We start from the raw sequence: 20,832 nt of genomic DNA on the forward strand, positions 1-20,832 counted from the left end.
GCGCCGGAGCAATCAGGTGCCGAGGAGGGTGACGACGACGCGGCGCCGTTGCGGCGTTGTGCGGTGTTCCCACAGGAAGATGCCCTGCCAGGTGCCGAGCAGCAGCCGGCCGGCGCCCACCGGGACCGTCAACGCGGTATCGGTCAGCACGCTGCGCACGTGCGCGGCCATGTCGTCCGGGCCTTCGGCGTCGTGGCGGTAGGCGGGGTCGCCGTCGGGGGCGAGGCGGCCCATGACCATGTCGAGGTCGCGCCGCACGTCGGGGTCGGCGTTTTCGGTGATGGTGAGAGAACAGCTGGTGTGTTGCACGAAGACGTGCGCCAGGCCGCACTTTACGCCAGACTGCGCGACGACCCGCGCGACGTCGGCGGTGATGTCGCGGGTGCCGCTGCCGGCATTGGAAAACTCGAGGATCGATTGAAGCGTCATGGGTAGATACTACAACGGCCAGCCTGTGGATGACACGCCGGCTGGCCGTTTGCGCTACAAGGTCACGTTACTTCGAACGTCCGCCCGAGCCGCCCGAGCTGCCCGAGCCTGAGCCCGAACCGCCGCCCGACGAGCCGCGCGCGCCGCTCGATTTGCTGTCGGCCGAGTCGCTGCCTTTGCCGCCCTGGTTGCCCGACGAGCCGCTGCGTCCACCGCTACCGGATTCGGAATCGCTCTGCTTGTTGCCGCCCTGGCCGCCGGACGAGCTGCGCGAGCCGCCGGAGTTCGAATCGCTCTGCTGGTTGGCGTCGTTCTTGTGGCTCATGGCGCCAGCCTTGCGCGCTTCTTCGGACGTGAACTCGTGCGCGTTGCCGGAAGCGTGCGCGGCGCGGCCGCCTTCAGCGGCAATTTCGCGTTGCTGCTGCGGATCCATCGACGCGAAGCCGCGGTTGCTCGAATCGCTCTGCTTGGAGCCGCCGTTGCCGCCGCCTTTGTTGCCGCTGCCCGAATCGGATTGGTTGTTGCCTTTGCTGTTTCCACCTTGGTTCGATGATGCCATGATGATCTCCTAATCCAGTTTGAAGAAAATTCCCTGTCGAGCTCCTGATTACGCTTGAGTCGGGAAGGAGTAGGAATAGTAAGCAAGCAGCTGGCTCATCTGGATCGGTGTACTACTCAGCTCGCTGTAGGACAGCTCTGATCGTTGCGGTATCGAAATTTACCCTTGGAAAGGGTATAGTGAGGGGTCGCCTTCAGGACCACGCTCATGGCTCGCAACTTCTCATTGCCACTTCGGCATTTCCTCGTCTTGCTGGTCTGCCTTGGGCTGTTGCCGGTGGCGTTGATCGGCGGCTGGGTCATCAATGCGTCGGTCAACGAGCGGCGCTATGAACTGGAACAGTCGATGCTGGCGCTGTCGCGCGCGCTGGCCAGCGCGATCGACTCCGAACTCGAGACCACGGTCGACAATGTCAGGATGCTGTCGACCGACCCGGCACTGAGCGGCGGCGAGATGGAAAAATTCTATGAAGTCGCCCGCAGCACCGTCGCCCGGCAGGCCGACTGGCGCAGCGTGATCGTCTCCGACCCCGCAGGACGCGTCATCTTCCGCACCTCGGCGCCGTTTGGAACGGCGAGCAGGGTGATCGATCCGGACAGCCTCGCGCAGGTCATCCGCACGCAACGACCGGCGATCGGCAAGGTGTCCAAAGGAGTGATGAACCAGCCCGCGGTGCCGGTGCGGGTGCCGGTGTCGATCGACGGCCAACTGCGCTACGTCGTCACCGCCGCGCTGGCGCCAGACCGCGTGCTGCGGGTGCTGAACAACCAGCAGCTGGCGGCCGGCTGGGTGGTGTCGGTGCACGATTCGTTCGGCTTGCGGGTGGCGCGCTCGCTCGACCACGAGCGCACCGTCGGCACCGGCATGTCGGCGTCGCTGGCGAAGCTGGTCAAACCGGACCTGCGCGAAGGCGCCGGCGTCACCACCACGCTCGAAGGCAAAGAGGTGCTGACCAGCTTCACGCGCCTGCCGCGCCATGGCTGGACGGTGGCGGTCGGCGCACCGACCGCGCACTTTGCCGAGGTGCTGCGCCGCACGCTGGCCACGTACGCGATGGCGATCATCGTGTCGCTGGCGCTGTACGGAGCGCTGGCGGTGCTGGTCGCCCAGCGCATCGTCATGTCGTTCTCGCACCTGAAGCGGCAGACCGCGCGGCTCGGCCAGCGCCGCACGGTGCGCCGCGCCCACAGCCGCATTGCCGAAGTCAACGAGATGGGCGAAGAGCTGGTGCGCGCGTCCGGCGCGCTGCTGCAGGGCGAGCTGGCGCGCGAAAAGCTGGTCGGCTCGCTGCAGGATGCGCTGCTGCGCGCCGAGCAGGCGTCGGCCACCAAGGATAATTTCCTCGCCGTGCTGGGGCACGAACTGCGCAACCCGCTGTCGCCGATCCTGATGGCGCTCGACCTGATGGACCTGCGCGCCAATCCCGATTCGCTGCGCGAGCGCCAAACCATGCGGCGCCAGGTCGACCACATGAAGCGGCTGGTCGACGACCTGCTCGACGTGTCGCGCATCGCCGAAGGCAAGCTGGTGATGAACAACGAGCCGGTGTGCCTGTCGGCCGTCGTTACGCAGGCGGCCGAGGCGATCCGGCCGGCGATGGCCGCGCAGGGCCGCTGCTTCGTCGAGTCGCTGGGCGAAGTGTGGGTGATGGGCGACGAGACGCGCCTGGTGCAGGTGGCGTCGAACCTGCTGGCCAACGCGGTGCGCTACGGTGGCGCCGGCGACGTCGGCATTAGCGTCGCGCGCGTGGACGGCGTGGCGCTGTTACGCGTCGCCGACAACGGCATCGGCATGGATTCGGCCACCGCGGCGCTGGTGTTCGAACCGTTCTACCAGGCGCCGCAACCGCTGGCGCGCTCAGCCGGCGGCCTGGGCCTGGGACTGACGATCATCTACAACATCGTCCAGCTGCATGGCGGCACTGTGCATGCATCGAGCCGCGGACCGGGCCTGGGCAGCGTGTTCGAGGTCGCGTTGGCGGCGATCGAATCGCCGCTGGCCGGCGCGGTGACCGAGCAGCGCCCAGCGCGCGCACAGGCGCCGCGCAAGGTCGTCATCGTCGACGACAACCACGACGCGGCCACCACGACGGCCGAACTGCTGTCGCTGCTGGGGCACGAGGTCGAGGTCGCGCACGACGGCAAGGCGGGACTTCGGTTGATCGCGGCGATGCAGCCCGACGTCGCGTTCCTCGACATCGGCCTGCCGGACATGGATGGATTTGAATTGGCGAAGGCGGCGCGCGCAATCGGCTTTGCCGGCCAGCTGGTGGCGCTGACCGGTTACGGCGAAGAGCGCGACCGCATGCGCGCGACCAACGCCGGCTTCAACGCGCACCTGACCAAGCCGGCCAGCCTCGAGGAGCTCGACGCGGCGATCGCCGGCGGCCTGGCACCAGCGTCAGCCGGCTGAAGCCACGCGCGGCAGCGTCACCGTAAACGACGTGCCGGACGATTCGGCCGACGTCACGCTGATGGCGCCGCCGTGGGCGGTGACGATTTCGCGCGCAATGTACAGGCCGAGGCCAAGGTTGTCGGCGGCGCTGCCGCTGCGCTCGCTCGCCGAGCGGATCGCGAAGTGCTTGGCCGGATCGAACATCGCGCGCAGCCGGCTCGGCTCGATGGCGCTGCCCATGTTCTGGACCGAAAACTCGACCTCTTCGCCACCCTTGATGGTCACCCACACCGGCTGGTTAGCGACGCCATGCTGGACCGCGTTGGCGACCAGGTTCGACAGCGCCTGGTTCATGCGCGCGGCATCCCACACAACCTGCAAGTTGCCCGACAAATCCAGCTCGATGGCCCGGTCCGGGTGCATCGCGCGGATTTCGTCGACCACCTGGCGGCATTCGGGCCCGAAGTCCATCGGCGCCGGCTTGATCGGCATGCCGCTGCCGAGGTTGCCCGTGGAGTAGTCGATCAAGTCGCTGACGATCTCGGTGACGCGTTTGGTGCTGCCGACGATGCGCGTGGCCACCGTGTGGTACTGCGCCGGCAGCGATTCGTCGTGCAGCAAAAATTGCGCGCCCATGCGGATCGCGCCGAGCGGATTGCGCACGTCGTGGCCGAGGATGGCGAGGAACACGTTTTGCGAGTCGCGCATCGTCGACGAGTAGCGCGCCACCGATTCGGTCAGCGCCTGGTCGATCGCCTCGTTAAAGCGCACCATGTCCTGCGTGACCAGTTCGTCAGCCGTCTTGCAGCGCCGCTGCCACAACCGCAGCACGCTCGAGCGCAAGGCGCGGTACTCGGCCGTCAGTTCCTCGATCGTGAGACCGGAATTGAGGCGGTCCTCGGCGTGCGTTTCGGCGGCGGTGTCGGCCGCCACGACCGGCGCGTTGCCTTTCGACTTGGCCACGCTGGCCGCTTCGTTCTGGTAGCTGTCGAGATCGGCGCAGATCACCGTCAGCATCTGCGCGGCGTGATCGCGCAGCTTCGCCTTGTTCGCTTCCGCCAGCACTTGCAGGCTTTCCGCGAAGTCTTCCCATTCCTGCAGGATGACTTCGATGTTCTCACGGATGAAGGTGGATAGACGCACTGGACTGCCTTTCGATGTTGGGGAGCTCCCCGTACAGCTTCATAACGGGCAGCACGATGCATCATAGCCCGAAAACGCCCCTAACCGGCGGGCGCGAGCGCACGGCGTGCACTTCCGCCGCCTTGCACGGTCAAACATCAGTGACCGTTCAGGGAGGTCGTATGCGTTGTCCTCGAAGGATGTGCTGGGTCGCCGCCGTGACATTGTGCGCTGCCGGCGTGCTCGCCGAGCCGCTGCCGGCGCTGCGCGCCGACGCCAGGCAGGTGTCGGTATCGGGCCTGTCGTCGGGCGGTTTCATGGCGGTCCAGTTCCACGTTGCCTATTCGGCAAGCGTGATGGGCGCCGGGGTCGTCGCCGGCGGTCCTTTCTATTGTGCGCAAAACAGCGTGGACATCGCCCTCAACAACTGCATGCTGCCCGACCCGGTCCGCCCGCTGCCGCGGGTCGAAGCCCTGGTCGCCTTCACCGAGGCGTCGGCGCGTGCCGGCGCGGTCGACGCCACCGCTCACCTGCAGCGCTCGCGCGTGTGGCTGTTCTCCGGTCGAAAGGATCCGACCGTGCTGCAGCCGGTGGTCAGCGCGCTGCAGCGCTATTACCTGAACTTCATTCCGCCTTCGCAGGTGATGTACGTAAATACCGTCGACGCCGGCCACGCTTTCCCCACCGTAAACTTCGGGTCCGAATGCGCGTTCACCGGCACGCCGTTCATCGACCGCTGCGGCATTGACGGCGCCGGCATGCTGCTCGAACAAATCCATGGGCGCCTGGAAGCGGCGGGCGCGCCCGTCGACGCCCACCTGCACGAATTCGATCAGCGCGAATTTTTCGACCACGCCGATGCCTACTCGCACAGCATGCACCATACCGGGGTTGTGTATATCCCGGCCAGTTGCCGCGCCGGCGGCTGCCGCGTGCACGTCGCCTTTCACGGCTGCCTGCAGAACGTCGACGCCGTCGGCGACGGCTTCGTGCGTCACGCCGGCTATAACAAGTGGGCCGAAACGAATCGGCTCATCGTCCTGTATCCGCAAGCCATCGCCCGCTACGGCCCGGGCTTTCGGTTCTGGCGCGTCAGTTATGTCGTCAATCCGAAGGGCTGCTGGGACTGGTGGGGCTACGACAGTCCAAACTACTACCGCAAAGACGGCCCCCAGATGCAGGCCGTAATGAAAATGGTCGAGCGTCTTACGACTAGGTAAGCGGCGACTGCCTTGTCGCCGGTGGTGCACGATTCTAGTGCGTAAGATTTCCGGAAGGGCCAGTGGCAGCGCTATAATTGTTTCCCTAGGAAATTTTTTGCGCGCCGATGTATTTTCGTAACCGACTTCTGGTACTGGTGCTGTCGATCTTGCTGCCAGCCTTCGCCTCGTCGATGCTGGCGGTCTGGTATGTCTACGACCAGGAACACGACAGCCAGGAGCGCAGCGTCGGCGAAGCGGCGCGCGCGCTGGCGCTGCTGGTCAACAAGGAACTGCAGGCGCGCGAAGGCGTGCTGCTGGCGCTGGCCAGTTCACCGGCGCTGGCGCGCGGCGACCTGGCCGAATTCCATGCCCACGCCAAGCTGCTGGCGCCGACACCGGGTACCGCCATCATCCTGCAGGAGCCGTCCGGCATACAGCTGATGAATACCCGCGTGCCGGCAGGCGAGCCGCTGCCGCTGCAGAGCGCGTCGAACATGGGCAAGCTGATCGACCAGTACGGCGGCAACCGCACGCTGGTGTCCGACGTGTTTCTGGCGTCGGTCGCCAAGCGCTACGATTTCGCGATCCAGGTGCCGGTGCTGCGCGAAGGCGAGATCAAATATTATCTGGCCATGGGCATCCAGGCGGCGTCTCTGCAAAGCCTGTTCCAGAACCAGCGCTTCCCGCAATCGTGGATCATCACCGTCATTGACCGCACCGGCAAAGTGGTGGCGCGCACGCGCGACGACGACAAGTTCATCGGCACCACGGTGCGCACGGTGACCCAGCGCGTCATCGGCGCCTCGGCGGAAGGCTCGTTCGCCAGCATTACGCTAGACGGCATCGCCGTCAAGGCCTTCTTCAGCACCATCGAGCGCGCCGACTGGAAGATGTTGATCAGCATTCCAGAGGCGGAAATTCGCCAGATTCCGGTGCGCGCCGCCGCCTTGCTCGGCGCCATGCTGGTGCTGGTGCTGCTGCTCGCGTTGGCCGCGGCGCGGCGCACCTCGCGCAGTACCATATTGCCGATCGAGCACCTGGGCACCGTGGCCGACCGGCTCGGCCGCGGCGAACCGGTGCGCTATCAGTCGCAGGGCCTGCTCGAGATCGACCGCGTCGGCTTGCGGCTGGCCGACGCGGCCGACCAGATCACGACCGCACAAAGCGAACTGGAGCGGCGCATCGCGGTCGCTGTCGCCAACAACGAACGCGCCCAGGTCGCGTTGATCAAGGGCCAGAAGCTCGAAGCGCTGAGCCGGCTGACGGGCGGCATCGCGCACGACTTCAACAATCTGCTGCAGACCCTGACCAGCGCGCTGCAGCTGGCGGCGATGACGGCCGATCCGGACCGCGTGCAGTCGCTGCTGGCAACCTGCCAGGCGGCGGTGCGCAAGGCAACCGACCTGACGGCGCAGCTCGGCTCGTTCGGCAAGGTGCAGGACGCCCGGCTCGAAGTGGTCGAGCTTGGCCCGACGATCCGCAAGAAGATGCAACTGCTGGCCAGCGCCGTGGGCAGCAGCGTCAGCGTGCGGCTCGACCTGGCCGATCGCCTGTGGCCGGTGCGGATCGATCCGGTGCAACTGGACCTGGCGCTGGTCAACATTGCCCTGAATGCCTGCGACGCCATGCCGCAGGGCGGCGCGCTGCGCATCGGCGCCGAAAACGTTCCCGCCGAACGGGCGCCGCGCGAGCTGCCCGGCGAATACGTGCTGCTGCGCGTCACCGATACCGGCATCGGCATGAGTCCGGAGGTGCTGGCCAACGCCCTCGATCCGTTCTTCACCACCAAGCCGATGGGGCAGGCGAACGGCCTGGGCCTGGCGCAAGTGTATGGCTTTGCGACCAACTCGGGCGGCCTGCTGCGCCTCGACAGCGTCGAAGGCGAGGGCACCACCGTCGAGCTGTACCTGCCGCGCGCCGCGGTCTCGAGCGGTGTCGAGCCGTCGGCCGGTGCGCCGCTGCCGGCGCCGGTGCCGGCAGCGCGCCACGTGCTGTTCGTCGACGACGACAGCCTGCTGCGCGAGACGGTCGCGCCGGCGCTGGAACACGCCGGGTTCACGGTGACGGTGGCGGCCAGCGGCGACGAAGCGTTAGCGTTCCTGCAAGACGGCTTGCGTCCGGACATCGTGTTCTCCGACATCGTCATGCCCGGCCGCACCAACGGCATCGACCTGGCCAAGATTGTCCGCGAGCGCTACGCCGGCACCGGCATCGTGCTGGCAACTGGTTACTCACTCAAGCGCACCGGCCTGCCCGACGTGCAGGTCTTGTCCAAGCCGTACGAGCTGCGCGCCGTCATCGACGCGTTGACGGCGTCGTTCCCCAAGGAAAGTGTTTGATAGTCGTGCTGGACTGACAACGTGACGGGCGGTAGTCCTACGGCGCCGGCCAGCGCACCGGCCTAGCATGATGGTTTCAGCCCAGGAGCCCATCATGTACTCAATGAAAGATCTCAGCCCGTCCATTACCGACATGATCCGTTTCGATCATTCCCACGTGATGCTGACGTCGCATCAATACGTCGTCACCAAGAAGCCGGCGGTCAAGAAGGCGCTGGCGGAAACTGTCTGCGATGCCCTCGAGATCCACGCCACGCTGGAAGAAGAGATCTTCTATCCGGCGATGCGGGCGCTGGGACTGGGCGGCGCGGCGCTGGCGAAAAGTGTGCCCGAGCACAAAGAGATGCGCGCGCTGATCGCCAGCATCCGGCGCGGCGACGCCAGCAGCGCGCGCTACGACGAACTGTTCTGCGAGCTGATGCGCGACGTCATCCACCATGTGGCCGACGAAGAGACCGTGCTGCTGCCCGACGCGGAGCGCTCGATGACGAAGCGCCGCCTGAACGAACTTGGCGTGCAGATGACCAGCCGGCGCATGCAACTGCTGGCGCCAAAGGCAGGCAAGGCGGCGGTCAACACGGCGATCGGATTCTCGTCGAGCACCACCGCTGTTGTGCTGAGCGCGGTCAGCGCCTTGCTCGTCGGCCGGTTCCTCACGAAAAAGCTGGCGTAACAATATTGCGCACGGGTCATGGGTCGTCGCGACGGGGACCCATGCTGAGCTCGCTTCAGCCGAGCGCGCCGCGAAACCGACCAATCGGCGCCGTGGCTGCCATTTCGTCGGCAATCACCGCACGCCATCATCTTCTTTTTTGTCCTGCCGCACCGACGCCAGGCGATCAACGTGGATCAACCCTTCCGCCGCCGCGTGCGATGCGGCAAACACGCTGTCGGGCGCCAGGATCAACTGGGTGCCGGTGGCGCTCACTTCATCGGTCAGACGGTCCAGCGCTTCGATCCGCGACGGGTCGGGATTGACGTTGCGGATGTAAATCACGCGCACCGATTTGGGATGGCGCCGCACGATCTCGGTATAAATCTCCGGATCGCGCTCGCCACTGTCGCCGATCAGCACAAACTGCATCTGCGGATAGAAGCTGAGGATCAGTTCGATCTTGTCGAGCTTGCTGTTGCCGTGTTCGGTCAGGTTGAACAACTCGCGCACGCCCAGCTCGCGCAGCAGCAAAGGCCCGAGCGGAATGGCCTGAACGCGCAAAAATTCCACCAGCGGCCCGAACAAATGCCACGGACTGCTCGACACATAGAACACCGGATTGCCTTCATTGCCGCCGGCGCCTTCGTGCAATGCGCGGTACAAGGCGGCGACACCCTTGAAGGGCTTGCGCGTATGCGCGTTCGAACGCGCCAGCATCATCGCCATGTTCAGCTTGTTGGTGACATTGGTCCACAGCACGGTGTCGTCGATATCGCTGATGATGCCGAAGCGCGCGGTGGCGGCCGGCACGGCCACTTCGGCGTCAGCCCGCACCGGCAGGCCGTCTTCGCCCACGTTGTCGGGCAATTCGAGTTGCACCGTATGCCAGCCGCCGGCCAGCGGCGCCGCCGGCACGATCTCGAACGTGAAATAGCCGCCGCGGTCGGTCAGCGTTTCGATGCGCTGCCCGTCGAAGTGCGCCAGCACGCGGGCGCCGGCCACCTCGTCGGACTCGAGGCGACGGTATAGCTGCAGCAGGTTGCTCCAGCCGCTGTCGTCGCCGGTCTGTTCGCGAAAGCTGCGCTCGTCGAGCACCCGGCCCTTTACCCACAGCTTCTCGGCGTTGCCGAAGCCGAAGTAGGGCACCACCATCATTTGCCGCCCCACTCCGGGCGAACGCAGCCGCTGCAGCGCGCCGCTGGCGAACTGGCCGGCGGTTTTCGCCAGCCGCCGGCGCAGCGCGGCGCCCGCACGCTCCGCCTCGGGCGCACGTTCGACCCACACGGTGGCCCCTTGCAGCGGGGCCGAGCGCAGCGCCAGTTCGACCTCGCCCGCAGCGCGCGGATCGACCGTAGACGCCAGTACATTGACGTCGGCGCCGGCATCGCGCAGCCGCGCAATTTCAGCGGCAGGCACCAGCCCCGGGTTGACATGGAATACGGCGCCGGCCGGGGCGATGCGCGCCACGATGTCGTCGAACCCGGCGCGCGTCAGTATCAAAAACGGCATCGTGCTTGCCTTTGGTGCGCGCTCAGGAGGCGGTCGGGCTGGCCTGCAAGTGCGGCAGCACGTCGTTGGCGCCCATCTTCTCGGCCAGCGAAACGGCCGTCATGCCGCGGCTGTCGACTGCGTCGACGCGCGCGCCGTGCGAACGGAGCAGGTCGATGATGGCAGGACGGTTGAACATGGCCGCCATCATCAGCGGCGTCTTGCCGTCCGGGCTGGCGCCCTCGACGTTGGCGCCATGGCGCAGCAGCAATTCGGCGATTTCGACGTAGCCCTTGTAGGCGACGCCGGCCAGCGGCGTCTGGCCCTGGTCGTTCGGCACGTCCGGGTCGGCGCCGGCGTCGAGCAGGATGCGCGCGGTTTCCTGGTGGCCATGGTAGCAGGCCAGCATGATCAGGCTGTCGCCCTTTTCGTTGCGGAAGTTGACCGGCAGCCCTTTCGCCACCATCGCGCCGAGCGTGGCGTCGTCGCCGCTGCGCACGATGCCAAACACGCTCCGGATGAATTCGATGGCTTCCTGGTCGCCCATGCCGCTTGCTGCGTTAGTTACTTGCATATGTCCTCATCATCTATCTTGCCAAGCTCGCACTATAACGTGCGGATGCGCTCGTCCTCCGTGCGCGTGCGCACGCTCGCGCGCCGCTGCAATCCGGCGGCGCGTTTTTCCGGTTCGGGGTATTGTCCGTTGTCAGCACCATAATGTTGTGATGCACGACTTTGCAGGTTTCCCCATAAAACGGAGGTGTACGATGCGTAAAATTATCATGATGGCGATCGCCGGCTTCATCTGGAAAAAATTCCAGGGCCGCATCTTGAAGCAACCAACGCGCGGCCGGACCATGCGCCGGAGGTAATGCGTTACCGCCACGGCCTCGACCAGGTCGAGGCCGTGGCATCGGTCGCCGGTGCCTGCCACCGGCTGTTTCTGTAATGACGGACGGAAAGTTTTAGCAGCCTCCACACTTGATCTGCGTTAAACAGATCGCGCTACCTCCCCACGTAGAATCGATGTAACTCATCTGCCCAGCGCGGCGCATATTTCTCTCGAAAGCTCAATTTTCCCGATGCCGGGAAGGGGGATTGTTTGCGCGCCGCGACCGGAAAATTCGATTCGACAAGACAGGAGCGCAAAATGTTTTCCAAAAAATACCGTGTGGGCTTAGGTGGGTTTGCGGCCGTGACCAGCCTGTTGCTGCTGTCGGCCTGCGGTGGCGGCGGCGGCGACTCGCCGCCGGTGGTGTCGGTGCCCCAGCCGGAACCTCAGCCTACCCCGGCGCCTGCACCGACGCCGGCGCCAACGCCAACGCCAACGCCAGGACCGGCGCCCTCGCCACAGCCGGCGGAGCCGACCCTGGCCGCGGCCTACACCGACCTCGTTTCCGGCGCACAAAACGGCGCCACCCGATGGACCGACGGCAGCGGTACCGGCGCGCCGATCGGCGGCGTCGAGTGCATGGGCAGCATCGTGTCGCACACGCACGCGCTGATCTCGATCTACCAGGATGGCGTCAGGCTGGCGGTACCCGAATCGGTCGGGCTGCGCGGCTGCACCTATGAACTGCACACGCACGACCGCTCCGGTGTCGTCCACGTCGAGCCGAACGTGGCGCGCAACCTGACGCTCGGCCAGTTCTTCGGCGTGTGGAACCAGCCGCTGTCGCGCACCGCGGTCGCCGGCGTGGCCGGCCCCGTGCGCTTTTACGTCGTCAGCGGCGAAGTGCTGACGCGCTACGAAGGCAATCCGGCCGATATACCTTTCGCCGCCCGCAAGGAAATCGTTATCGTTGCCGGCAGCGCGCCGGCGGTGTTGCCAAAGTACCGCTGGCCCGCCAGTTTGTAGGGTAATGATCGGTTCTGAGCGCGAACTAACAGACGGCGCACTCACTGCTAATGAAAATGCAAGCAGGCCGTAGAGAGTGTCCCTCTCGCGGTTTATTTGCACGAGGAATCCAATCCCACTACCAAGGAGAACACCCATGAACAAAGCAATGTCAGCGGCACGCACACTTATCCTGATCGCCGCTATCGGCGCGGCAGCGGTCGGCTGCAAGAAGGCCGACGTGGTCACCCCGGCCGACACCACCGCAACGCCGGCGACGACCGTCCCATCGACGTCGGGCACCAGCGCAACGGCCGGCACTTCCGACGCCGGGATGGCTGGTACGGCGAACAATTCGGCCAACGGCACGACCGGTACCACGGGCACCAGCGGCACCGCCGGCACCAGCGGCATGACCGGCACCGGTTCGACCGACGCCACCACGAGCTCGGGCGCGGCTGGCACGACGACCGGCACAACGGCCAACGACGCGGCCAAGCCGCCGGTGCAGAACAACAGCGGCCAGACGCAAGGCACCACGCCGAATTCGTCGATACCGGTATCGGACGGCAGCCGCTAAATGCGGCAACGTTGCGGCGCAATCAGCGCGCCGCAATCAGTGCGGCGCGTGGTCGGTGCCGCGCCCGCGTGACGCCATGAAACGCCGCAAGGCGCTGTCGAGCGTTGGCAGCAGGATGCCGCGCTTGCTGTCGAGGGCGCTGTACTGCGGCCGCACCGCGATGAAGTTGCAGGCCGCCGCTGCCTGCGGCTCCAACCGGCTGCAGTCGATGCCCGCATGCCGGGCCGCCTGGCCGGCCAGCTCGACCCACGTCAGCGGCTGGCCGTTGGTCAAGTGCCACACGCCGCATTCACCGTCGATGATCAGGTCGAGGCAGGTGTTAACCAGGTCCGGCACGTAGGTGGGCGACACGGTGATGTCGTCGGCGGCATGGAAGGGTCGTCCTGCCTCCAGCGTAGCGAGGGCCTGCGCCACGAAGTTGTAGCCATCCCACGGTCCGAAGAACGAGCTGGTGCGCACCACCAATGCGGCCGGATTGCATTCCAATACGGTCGATTCTCCTTCCGCCTTGCTGCGGCCATAAATGTTTAGCGGTGCAATCGTATCGGTCTCCACATACGGCGCGCGCTGCTGGCCGTCAAACACCAGGTCGCTGGAAAAGGTCGTCAGGTGTACGCCGGCGCGCGCACAGGCGGCCGCCAGCACCGCCGGGCCGTGCGCATTCTCGCGAAAGCACCGGTCGACATCGCTTTCCGCTTGGTCGACACGCACGTAGCCGCTGGCGTTGACGATCGCCCACGGCCGCAGCCGCGTGATCGCGCGCTCCACCGACGACGGCTCGGCAATATCCATGTCGGCGCGGCTCAGCACGCGGTAGGCCAGGTGCCGCTCCGCGCAGATGCGCGCGAATGCCCGCCCGAGCGTGCCGCTGGCCCCGGAAATGAGGATCGGCGCGCCCTCGGCCGCACCGTCTTCTTGCGCCGGCATGCCGGCAGCCGTCGCCGCTAGCAGGCGCGACGAGCGCCGCCACCAGCCCTGGCCCTGCAGCGCCGGGTGCGACGGCGTGCGGCCGTCGGCCAGTTCGCGCAGCATCCCGGCCACCGCGGTTGGCCGCGGCAGTGGCGCGCGGATGTCGAACGCGCCGGACTCGTAATAGCCTTCGTCGCGCGTGACGAGGCTGTTCCAGTCGAACGAGCCGAGCAGTGCCCACGCGGTGATCGCCCGCAGGTCCACGCCCTTGTCGCGCGCCTGCAGGCCGGCCTGCCAGATTTCCGCCAGCCAGCGCAGCTGGTCTTCGCGGCTGGCGGCAAGGTGCGCCTCGGTCACCGCCAGCGGCAGGCGATAGCGTTGCCAGATTTCATCGAGCAGCGGGCCGATGCCGGGCGTTGGCGTGGCCAGCGCGCGCGCCGTTTCGATGTCGACGCACGGCTTGCCGTCGACCACGCCGGCCAGGTGCAGCGCATAGCGCTCGGTGCGATGGTCGAGCCAGCGTTCGCTGGTGACGTAGTAATTGACGCCGATGATGTCCGGCGGGCAGGGATTGTCGCGGAACCACAAAATGGCGGCCGGCTCGACGCCGCTGGCGGTGAGATAAGTCCACAGCGCATGGTTCTGGTCGACCATGCCGCACAGCAAATCCCAGCTCAGCCAGCGCCGCTCGTTGTAAAAGCCGGCCAGCGCGGCCAGCGCGTCGGTGCTGTAATTCTTGCCGAGGTCGTCCGGCTGCACCAGCTTGGCGCCGGGATTGACGGCGCGGATGGCCCGCATCGCCAGCACGGTGGCGCGGCACTGGTTCAGCAGCGCCTCGATAAAGGCGCGGTCGTCGCTGCGGTGCGGATACCACAAGCCGTACAGACCGCTAAAGCGGGCCGTCGTCAGCGGTTCGTTGACCGGCGTGTAGTGATCGATCCACGGGTAGCGTGCCGCCACGGCGCCGGCGTACTCGGCGAGCTGGCCGGCAAATGCCGGGTCGAGCAGGCTGGTGTGCCGCGGACCGCTGCCATGGTGCACCAGCCCGGCGATGACGCTGATGCCTGCCGCGCGCAGGGCGGGCAACTGGCGGTCGGCCCAGGCCCAGTGTGCCGCGGCCAGGCCGTCGGGCGCGATGCGCTCCCACAGCAGCGGATAGCGGATGGCGCTGATGCCGAGCGCGGCGAAACGGGCGACATCGTCTGGCCGGCGCTCATGGCCGTTGCGGTCGAGCTGGTTGAAGTAGCGCTCGCCGACGCGGTTGATGGTGCATTCAATGCCGCCCCACAAGGCCAGGGTGCCGGCAGCCGGCGTGGTTTTGTCAGATTGCTTGGAGTCAGGAGTTGTCATTGTCGGCGGTCCGCGCTTCAGAGGTATCTTTTATACATTGCCTCGGCCGCGGCACGATTATCGCGAATGCCTATCCGGGTCAGTTTTTGCCGCTAATTTTTGTCAGCCTCGTACTACAAAACGTTACGCAGAGCTTCGCGGGGGGACACGGGCTCTGCAAAATCCCCTCACTGCCGGGTACGGCGTCCGAAAGCACATTTAACAAAAATTCCAAGGCGAAAACTTGTCGAGCATAAATCGAAACCTTGGGAAATTGGCATGTTACGCTTGTTACATCTTGTTGCTGACCTTGGTGATTTGACTCATGTACCTCATTGACGACCTGAAGCCGGACGGCCGCGCGCTCACCTGGTGCAGCCGCGCGCCGATCACGTCGGCCGGCGCGGCGCCCAGTCCCGGCGTGTTGCAGGCGGTGACGATTCCGGCGGAGTGGACGGCATGAGCGAGCGCGCCATTACCGCGGCCGAGTATTTCGCCGACGACTACGCGCAGGCCAGCGCGCCGGGCCGGGTCAACCTGCTGGGCGAACACACCGACTACAACGACGGCTTCATGCTGCCGATTGCCACGCCGCAGCGCACCACCGTCACGGTCGGCGTGCTGCGCGAGCCGAAGTTCGTGTTCTATTCAGCCACCTTGCGCAGCGAAGTGTCGTTTGGCATCAACGACGAGGCGCCGCCCGGCTTTGCCCGCTACGTGTTTGGCTGCATCCGCATGCTGCAACACAGCGGTATTTCCGTGCCGCCGCTGCGCCTGCACGTCGACTCGAACGTGCCACTTGGGACGGGGCTGTCGAGCAGCGCCGCGCTCGAAGTGGCGACCCTGCGCGCCTTGCGCTGCCTGCTCAAGTTCGAGCTCGACGACACGGCGCTGGCGCTATTGGCCCAGCAGGCCGAAATTCGCTACGCGGGCGTCCATTGCGGCGTGATGGACCAGATGGCGTCCAGCCTGGCCGATGAGGAACACATGCTGTTTCTGGACGCCCGCACGCTGGCGACGCGCATCTTGCCGCTGCCGGCCGGCGCCGAGATCGTCGTCATCGACTCCGGCGTGCCGCGCACCTTGGCCGGCAGCAAATACAACGAACGGCGCGCCGAATGCGAGGCGGCCGCCCTCGCGCTGGGTGTGCGCGCGCTGCGCGACGTCGCCAGTGTCGCTGCCGCCGAGCAATTGCCTTCTCCTCTGCGCCAGCGCGCGCGCCATGTAATTAGCGAAAACTTGCGCGTGCTCGAAGCCAGCAGTGGAGTGAGCGCCGTCCGTTTCGGTCAAATGATGAGGGCGTCGCACAACAGCCTGCGCGACGACTATGAAGTATCGATCGCCGCGCTCGACGAGCTCGTGGCGATGCTCGACGCCAGCGACGGTGTCTTTGGTGCGCGCCTGACCGGCGCCGGCTTCGGCGGCGCCTGTGTGGCGCTGTGCCGCAAGGGGGAGGCAGCGGCGATCGGCAGCGCCGTTGTGAAACGCTATAACGGCAGCGGCGGCAACGCCACCTTGCTGCTGCCGGTTACAACAAATTAACGAAGGAAACAATGAGCGAATTCATGTATCCCCGCCCGCAACTGGTGCGCGACAGCTGGCAATCGCTAAACGGCAGCTGGGACTTCGCCTTCGACGACGAGCGCCGCTTTTCCAGCCCGGCCGACCCGATCGACTGGAGCCGGCGCATCGTGGTGCCGTTCGCGCCGGAGGCGTCGGCCAGCGGCATCGGCGACACCGGCTACCATCAGAGCTGCTGGTACCGCCGCGAATTCGACATCGAGCGCGGCGACGACCGCGTGATCCTGCATTTCGGCGCGGTCGACTACTCCGCCCGCGTGTGGGTCAACGGCATCTTTGTCGTCGAGCACACGGGCGGGCACACGCCGTTTTCGGCCGACATCAGCGAGGCACTGACCGTCGACGGCCCGCAGGTGGTGACCTTGCAGGCAATCGACGATCCGCACGACCTGGCCAAGCCGCGCGGCAAGCAGGACTGGCTGCGCGACCCGCATTCGATCTGGTATCCGCGCACCACCGGCATCTGGCAGACGGTGTGGCTCGAACGCGTCGCCAGCACCTTCATCTCGGTGCTGCGCTGGACGCCGTCGTTCGAAGGCTTCGAGATTGGCTGCGAGGTGCGACTTGACGGCATGCTGCACGACGACCTGATGGTCGGCGTAAAAATATTACATGGCAACACCGTGATGGCCGACGACATGTACAAGATTGTCGGCCAGGAAGCGATCCGCAAGATCGCCTTGTCCGACCCCGGCATCGACGACTCGCGCAACGAGCTGCTGTGGAGCCCGGAGCGACCGACCCTGCTCGATGCCGTGCTGACCTTGTTTCACAACGGCCGCGCGATCGACCGGGTCACTTCTTACACGGCCTTGCGCGAGTTCACCATCAACCGCGACCGCCTGATGCTCAACGGCCGCCCGTATCCCTTGCGCCTGGTGCTCGACCAGGGCTACTGGCCCGACACGCTGATGACGGCGCCGTCCGACGACGCGCTGCGCCGCGACGTCGAACTGGCCAGGGCGATGGGTTTCAACGGCGTGCGCAAGCATCAGAAAATCGAGGATCCGCGCTACCTGTACTGGGCCGACAAGCTCGGCCTGCTGGTATGGGAAGAGATGCCGTCGGCCTACCGCTTCAGCCCGAAAGCGATCACCCAGCTGGTGCGCGAGTGGACCGAGGCGATCGAGCGCGACTACAGCCACCCGTGCGTCATCGTCTGGGTGCCGTTCAACGAATCGTGGGGCGTGCCGAACCTGACCGCGATCCAGTCGCACCGCAACGCCGTCGAGGCGCTGTACCACCTGACCAAGACGCTCGACTCGACGCGGCCGGTGATCGGCAACGATGGCTGGGAAGCGTCGGCCACCGACATCCTCGGCATCCACGATTACGACTGCGACCCGGCCAAGCTGCGTGCCCGCTACGAGGTAACCGACCCGGTGCGCACCCTGTTCGACCAGCGCCGCCCGGGCGGGCGGATCCTGACGCTGGACGGCTTTCCGCACCGCGGCCAGCCGATCGTGCTGACCGAATTCGGCGGCATCGCGTTCGACAAGCACGCCGCCGGCGGCCACACCTGGGGCTATTCGCGCGCGAACTCCGAAGAAAGTTTTTACAACCTGTACCGCAGCCTTCTCGAAGTCGTCAATACGACCTTCATGTTCAGCGGTTTTTGCTACACCCAGTTCGCCGACACGTTCCAGGAGGCCAATGGCCTGCTGTGTGCCGACCGGACTCCCAAGATCCCACTCGAGCAGATCAGCGCGGCCACGCGCAACGTCCGGCTCGAGGAGTGATGTTTGTTTAACCATCGCCCCGCCAGGGCCCGAAAGGAAAAATGTATGACTAAGATTATTGTGTTTTGCCACCTGCGCTGGGATTTCGTGTTTCAACGTCCGCAGCAACTGTTGACGCGCCTTGCCGAGTACTACCAGATCATCATGGTCGAAGAGCCGATCTTTCACGAGGGCGAGAACGTCCTGCGCAAGACGGTCGTCGCGCCGAACGTGACGGTGTGCCAGCCATTCACGTCGTCGCATTCGCCCGGCTTTCACGACGACCAGATTCCGCTGCTCAAGCCTTTGCTCGCCGAACTGGCCAGCGACGGTGAAGATCCGGTCGTGTGGCTGTACACGCCGATGGCGCTGCCGCTGGTGCAGGGCCTGCACCCTTCGCTGGTGGTCTACGACTGCATGGACGAACTGGCCGCCTTCAAGAATTCGCCGAAGCAGCTGCTGCAGCGCGAAACGGCCTTGCTCGGCATTGCCGACCTGGTCTTCACGGGCGGACCCAGCCTGTACGAGGCCAAGCGCGAACGCCACGCCAACGCCCATTGCTTCCCCAGCAGCGTCGACGCCGCCCACTTCGGCAAGGCGCTCGAGCGCAGCATCAGCCATCCGGCGCAAGCACACACCAGCGGGCCGCGGCTGGGCTTTTTCGGCGTCATCGACGAGCGCTTCGACATCGACCTGCTGGCAGCAACGGCCGACGCCCGGCGGCACTGGCAACTGGTGATGGTCGGCCCGGTCGTCAAGATCGACCCGGCGCAGCTGCCGCAGCGCGCCAACATCCACTACCTGGGCCAGCGTTCCTACGACGACTTGCCGCAGTTCCTGGCCGGCTGGGATGTCTGCCTGCTGCCATTCGCGTTGAACGAATCGACCAAATTCATCAGCCCGACCAAGGTGCTCGAATACATGGCCGCCGAACTGCCGATCGTCAGCACGCCGATCACCGATGTCGTGGTGCCTTACGGCCACGTGGTCGCCATCGCCGACACGGCGGAAAAATTCATTGCCGCCTGCGACGCCGCGCTGGCGATGACGCCGCAGCAAAATGCCACCATGATCACCGAGATGCGCGCCATCGTCGCCAACACGTCGTGGCAGAACACCGCCGGGCGCATGCGCGCGCTGATCGACGCCACGCCGCGCTCGACGTCGGCGACCCGCACTCCGGCGGCCGTGTCGCCGGACCCCGCGACAGCCGGCGGCGCCGTCGTCAATCCGCTGCGCTCGCAGGCGGCGCTGCAAACGGCGTCGTGCGTCATCGTCGGCGCCGGCCCGACCGGGCTGTCGGCTGCGTACCACCTCGGTGCCGACGCGCTGCTGCTCGAACGCAACCCGACGGTGGGCGGCTGGTGCCGCTCGGTCGAAGACAACGGCTTTACCTTCGACTGCGCCGGCCACATCATGTTCTCCAACGACCCGTACGTGCTCAAGCTGTACGACAAGCTGCTCGGCGCCAACATGCACTGGCAAAACCGAGAAGCCTGGGTCTACAGCAAGAACGTGTTCACCCGCTATCCGTTCCAGGGCGCGCTGTACGGCCTGCCGCCGGCGGTGATCAAGGAATGCATCGTCGGCGCGATGGAAGCGCGCTTTGGCACGCTCGGCCAGGAGAAGGGCGCGGCCAAGTGCGCGCCGAGCGCGGTGGAAGACTGCTGCGCCGACGGCACCGTCGAGATTGCCAACGGCGCCGACTCGCAGCCGGGCGAAGTGAAGAACTTCGAACAGTTTATCTACAAGGTGTGGGGCGCCGGCATCGCCAAGCACTTCGCCATTCCATACAACAAGAAACTGTGGACGGTGCCGCTGACGGAGATGGAGACATCGTGGCTGGGCGGGCGGGTGCCGCTGCCTGACCTGGAAGAAATCATCGAAGGGGCACTCGAGCCGGTCGGCAAGCCGATGGGTCCGAACGCGCGCTTCGGCTATCCGATCAAGGGCGGTTTTCAGGCGCTGATGAACGGCTTCCTGCCGCACATCCGAGGCAAGCTAGAGCTCAACGCCGACGTGGTCCGGCTGCTGCCGCAGGAACACGTGATCGCGCTGGCCGACGGCCGCCGCTTCCGCTACGACGACCTGATCAGCACGATGCCGCTGCCGGAACTGATCAGGCTGATCGGCGACGCCGCGCCCGACTATGTGCAGGAAGCGGCGCGCGGCCTGAAACATATCTCGATTCGCAACGTCAACATCGGCATCGACCGCGAGAACATCACCGACAAGCACTGGATCTATTACCCGGAGGATTCCATCTTCCACCGCATTTTCGTCCAGGGTAACGCCAGCAAGGCGTGCAACGCGCCCGGCGGCTTCGGCTTTACCTGCGAAATCTCGTATTCGCCGTGGAAGCCGCTGCCGTGCGACCATGACGAGCTGATCCGCCGCGTCATCGCCGATTGCATCAAGGTCGGCATGATCCGGCCGGACGACAAGATCCTCGCCGCCAACGAGATCGACATGCCGTACGCCTACGTCGTGTACGACCACGCGCGCGCGCGCAACGTCGAGACGTGCAAGGCCTGGCTGGCGCAGCATGACATCATGTTGTCGGGCCGCTACAGCGAGTGGGAGTATTACAACTCGGACCACGCTTTCCTGGCGGGCAAGAAAGCCGCCGAGAAGATTCTGGAAGCGAACGCTGCGCGGGCGCCGGCAAAAGCCGAATCCTGACGCCACGC

Annotated in this window: 16 protein-coding genes; 10 read left to right on the top strand and 6 right to left on the bottom strand. The window is 65.9% G+C overall.

The genetic code is table 11. The annotated features are described in order from the left end of the window. Nucleotides 1-12 precede the first annotated feature (12 nt). Nucleotides 13-429 (bottom strand): secondary thiamine-phosphate synthase enzyme YjbQ, encoded by a 417-nt coding sequence (locus tag CR105_RS17210; RefSeq protein WP_099790381.1) that lies wholly within the window; start codon nucleotides 427-429, stop codon nucleotides 13-15. A 67-nt stretch (nucleotides 430-496) separates the two neighbouring features. Next, nucleotides 497-988 carry a KGG domain-containing protein gene (locus CR105_RS17215; RefSeq protein ID WP_099790383.1) on the bottom strand — a complete coding sequence of 164 codons (492 nt, stop codon included), beginning with the start codon at nucleotides 986-988 and terminating at the stop codon, nucleotides 497-499. Between the two features lie 207 nt (nucleotides 989-1,195). Between CR105_RS17215 and CR105_RS17220 the strand changes: the two genes are divergently transcribed. Next, on the top strand, nucleotides 1,196-3,400 hold the full coding sequence (locus tag CR105_RS17220) for a hybrid sensor histidine kinase/response regulator (protein WP_099790384.1): 2,205 nt from the start codon (nucleotides 1,196-1,198) through the stop codon (nucleotides 3,398-3,400). Here the strand turns inward: CR105_RS17220 and CR105_RS17225 are convergent. Beyond that, entirely contained in the window at nucleotides 3,389-4,525 is a 1,137-nt protein-coding gene (locus CR105_RS17225) for a sensor histidine kinase (RefSeq protein WP_099790386.1), read from the bottom strand. The two genes, CR105_RS17220 and CR105_RS17225, sit on opposite strands and share 12 nt — an antisense overlap. Nucleotides 4,526-4,722: 197 nt before the next feature. Here CR105_RS17225 and CR105_RS17230 point away from each other — a divergent pair, with 197 nt between their 5' ends. The 3 genes from CR105_RS17230 to CR105_RS17240 all read left to right on the top strand — a co-directional run bounded on the left by CR105_RS17230 (nucleotide 4,723) and on the right by CR105_RS17240 (nucleotide 8,718). Continuing rightward, entirely contained in the window at nucleotides 4,723-5,724 is a 1,002-nt protein-coding gene (locus tag CR105_RS17230; RefSeq protein ID WP_131021689.1) for an extracellular catalytic domain type 2 short-chain-length polyhydroxyalkanoate depolymerase, read from the top strand. A gap of 107 nt (nucleotides 5,725-5,831) precedes the next feature. Next, entirely contained in the window at nucleotides 5,832-8,045 is a 2,214-nt protein-coding gene (locus CR105_RS17235; protein WP_099790390.1) for an ATP-binding protein, read from the top strand. 94 nt (nucleotides 8,046-8,139) lie between these two features. Continuing rightward, nucleotides 8,140-8,718 (top strand): hemerythrin domain-containing protein, encoded by a 579-nt coding sequence (locus CR105_RS17240; RefSeq protein ID WP_099790392.1) that lies wholly within the window; start codon nucleotides 8,140-8,142, stop codon nucleotides 8,716-8,718. Between the two features lie 114 nt (nucleotides 8,719-8,832). Here the strand turns inward: CR105_RS17240 and CR105_RS17245 are convergent, their stop codons facing one another. Both CR105_RS17245 and CR105_RS17250 read right to left on the bottom strand, forming a co-directional pair. Then, on the bottom strand, nucleotides 8,833-10,209 hold the full coding sequence (locus tag CR105_RS17245; RefSeq protein ID WP_099790394.1) for an App1 family protein phosphatidate phosphatase: 1,377 nt from the start codon (nucleotides 10,207-10,209) through the stop codon (nucleotides 8,833-8,835). A 22-nt stretch (nucleotides 10,210-10,231) separates the two neighbouring features. Then, nucleotides 10,232-10,762, bottom strand: a complete 531-nt coding sequence (locus tag CR105_RS17250) for an ankyrin repeat domain-containing protein (RefSeq protein WP_099790396.1) — start codon at nucleotides 10,760-10,762, stop codon at nucleotides 10,232-10,234. 576 nt (nucleotides 10,763-11,338) lie between these two features. Here CR105_RS17250 and CR105_RS17255 point away from each other — a divergent pair. Then, nucleotides 11,339-12,046 (top strand): hypothetical protein, encoded by a 708-nt coding sequence (locus CR105_RS17255; RefSeq protein WP_099790398.1) that lies wholly within the window; start codon nucleotides 11,339-11,341, stop codon nucleotides 12,044-12,046. A 136-nt stretch (nucleotides 12,047-12,182) separates the two neighbouring features. Beyond that, the gene (locus CR105_RS17260; protein WP_099790400.1) at nucleotides 12,183-12,605 is read left to right on the top strand and encodes a hypothetical protein; all 423 of its coding nucleotides are present in this window, start codon (nucleotides 12,183-12,185) and stop codon (nucleotides 12,603-12,605) included. A gap of 36 nt (nucleotides 12,606-12,641) precedes the next feature. On the opposite strand, the gene CR105_RS17265 is transcribed toward CR105_RS17260, so the two are convergent. Further along, nucleotides 12,642-14,864: a family 1 glycosylhydrolase gene (locus CR105_RS17265; protein WP_099790402.1), complete on the bottom strand. Its 2,223-nt coding sequence runs from the start codon at nucleotides 14,862-14,864 to the stop codon at nucleotides 12,642-12,644. Nucleotides 14,865-15,168: 304 nt separating this feature from the next. Between CR105_RS17265 and CR105_RS28395 the strand changes: the two genes are divergently transcribed. Genes CR105_RS28395 through CR105_RS17280 form a run of 4 tightly spaced genes read left to right on the top strand, consistent with a single transcriptional unit; the run spans nucleotide 15,169 to nucleotide 20,824 of the window. Then, on the top strand, nucleotides 15,169-15,306 hold the full coding sequence (locus tag CR105_RS28395) for a hypothetical protein (RefSeq protein ID WP_180288227.1): 138 nt from the start codon (nucleotides 15,169-15,171) through the stop codon (nucleotides 15,304-15,306). Further along, complete coding sequence (gene galK / locus CR105_RS17270; RefSeq protein WP_099790404.1) at nucleotides 15,303-16,385, top strand: galactokinase; 1,083 nt, start codon at nucleotides 15,303-15,305, stop codon at nucleotides 16,383-16,385. Before CR105_RS28395 ends, galK begins: the two co-directional genes overlap by 4 nt. Nucleotides 16,386-16,396: 11 nt before the next feature. Further along, nucleotides 16,397-18,163 (top strand): glycoside hydrolase family 2 protein, encoded by a 1,767-nt coding sequence (locus tag CR105_RS17275; protein ID WP_099790406.1) that lies wholly within the window; start codon nucleotides 16,397-16,399, stop codon nucleotides 18,161-18,163. A gap of 45 nt (nucleotides 18,164-18,208) precedes the next feature. Then, nucleotides 18,209-20,824 carry an NAD(P)-binding protein gene (locus CR105_RS17280; RefSeq protein WP_099790408.1) on the top strand — a complete coding sequence of 872 codons (2,616 nt, stop codon included), beginning with the start codon at nucleotides 18,209-18,211 and terminating at the stop codon, nucleotides 20,822-20,824. The last annotated feature ends 8 nt before the right edge of the window (nucleotides 20,825-20,832 follow it).

The organism is Massilia eurypsychrophila (genome assembly GCF_002760655.1).
Lineage (GTDB): Bacteria > Pseudomonadota > Gammaproteobacteria > Burkholderiales > Burkholderiaceae_D > JAFCUW01.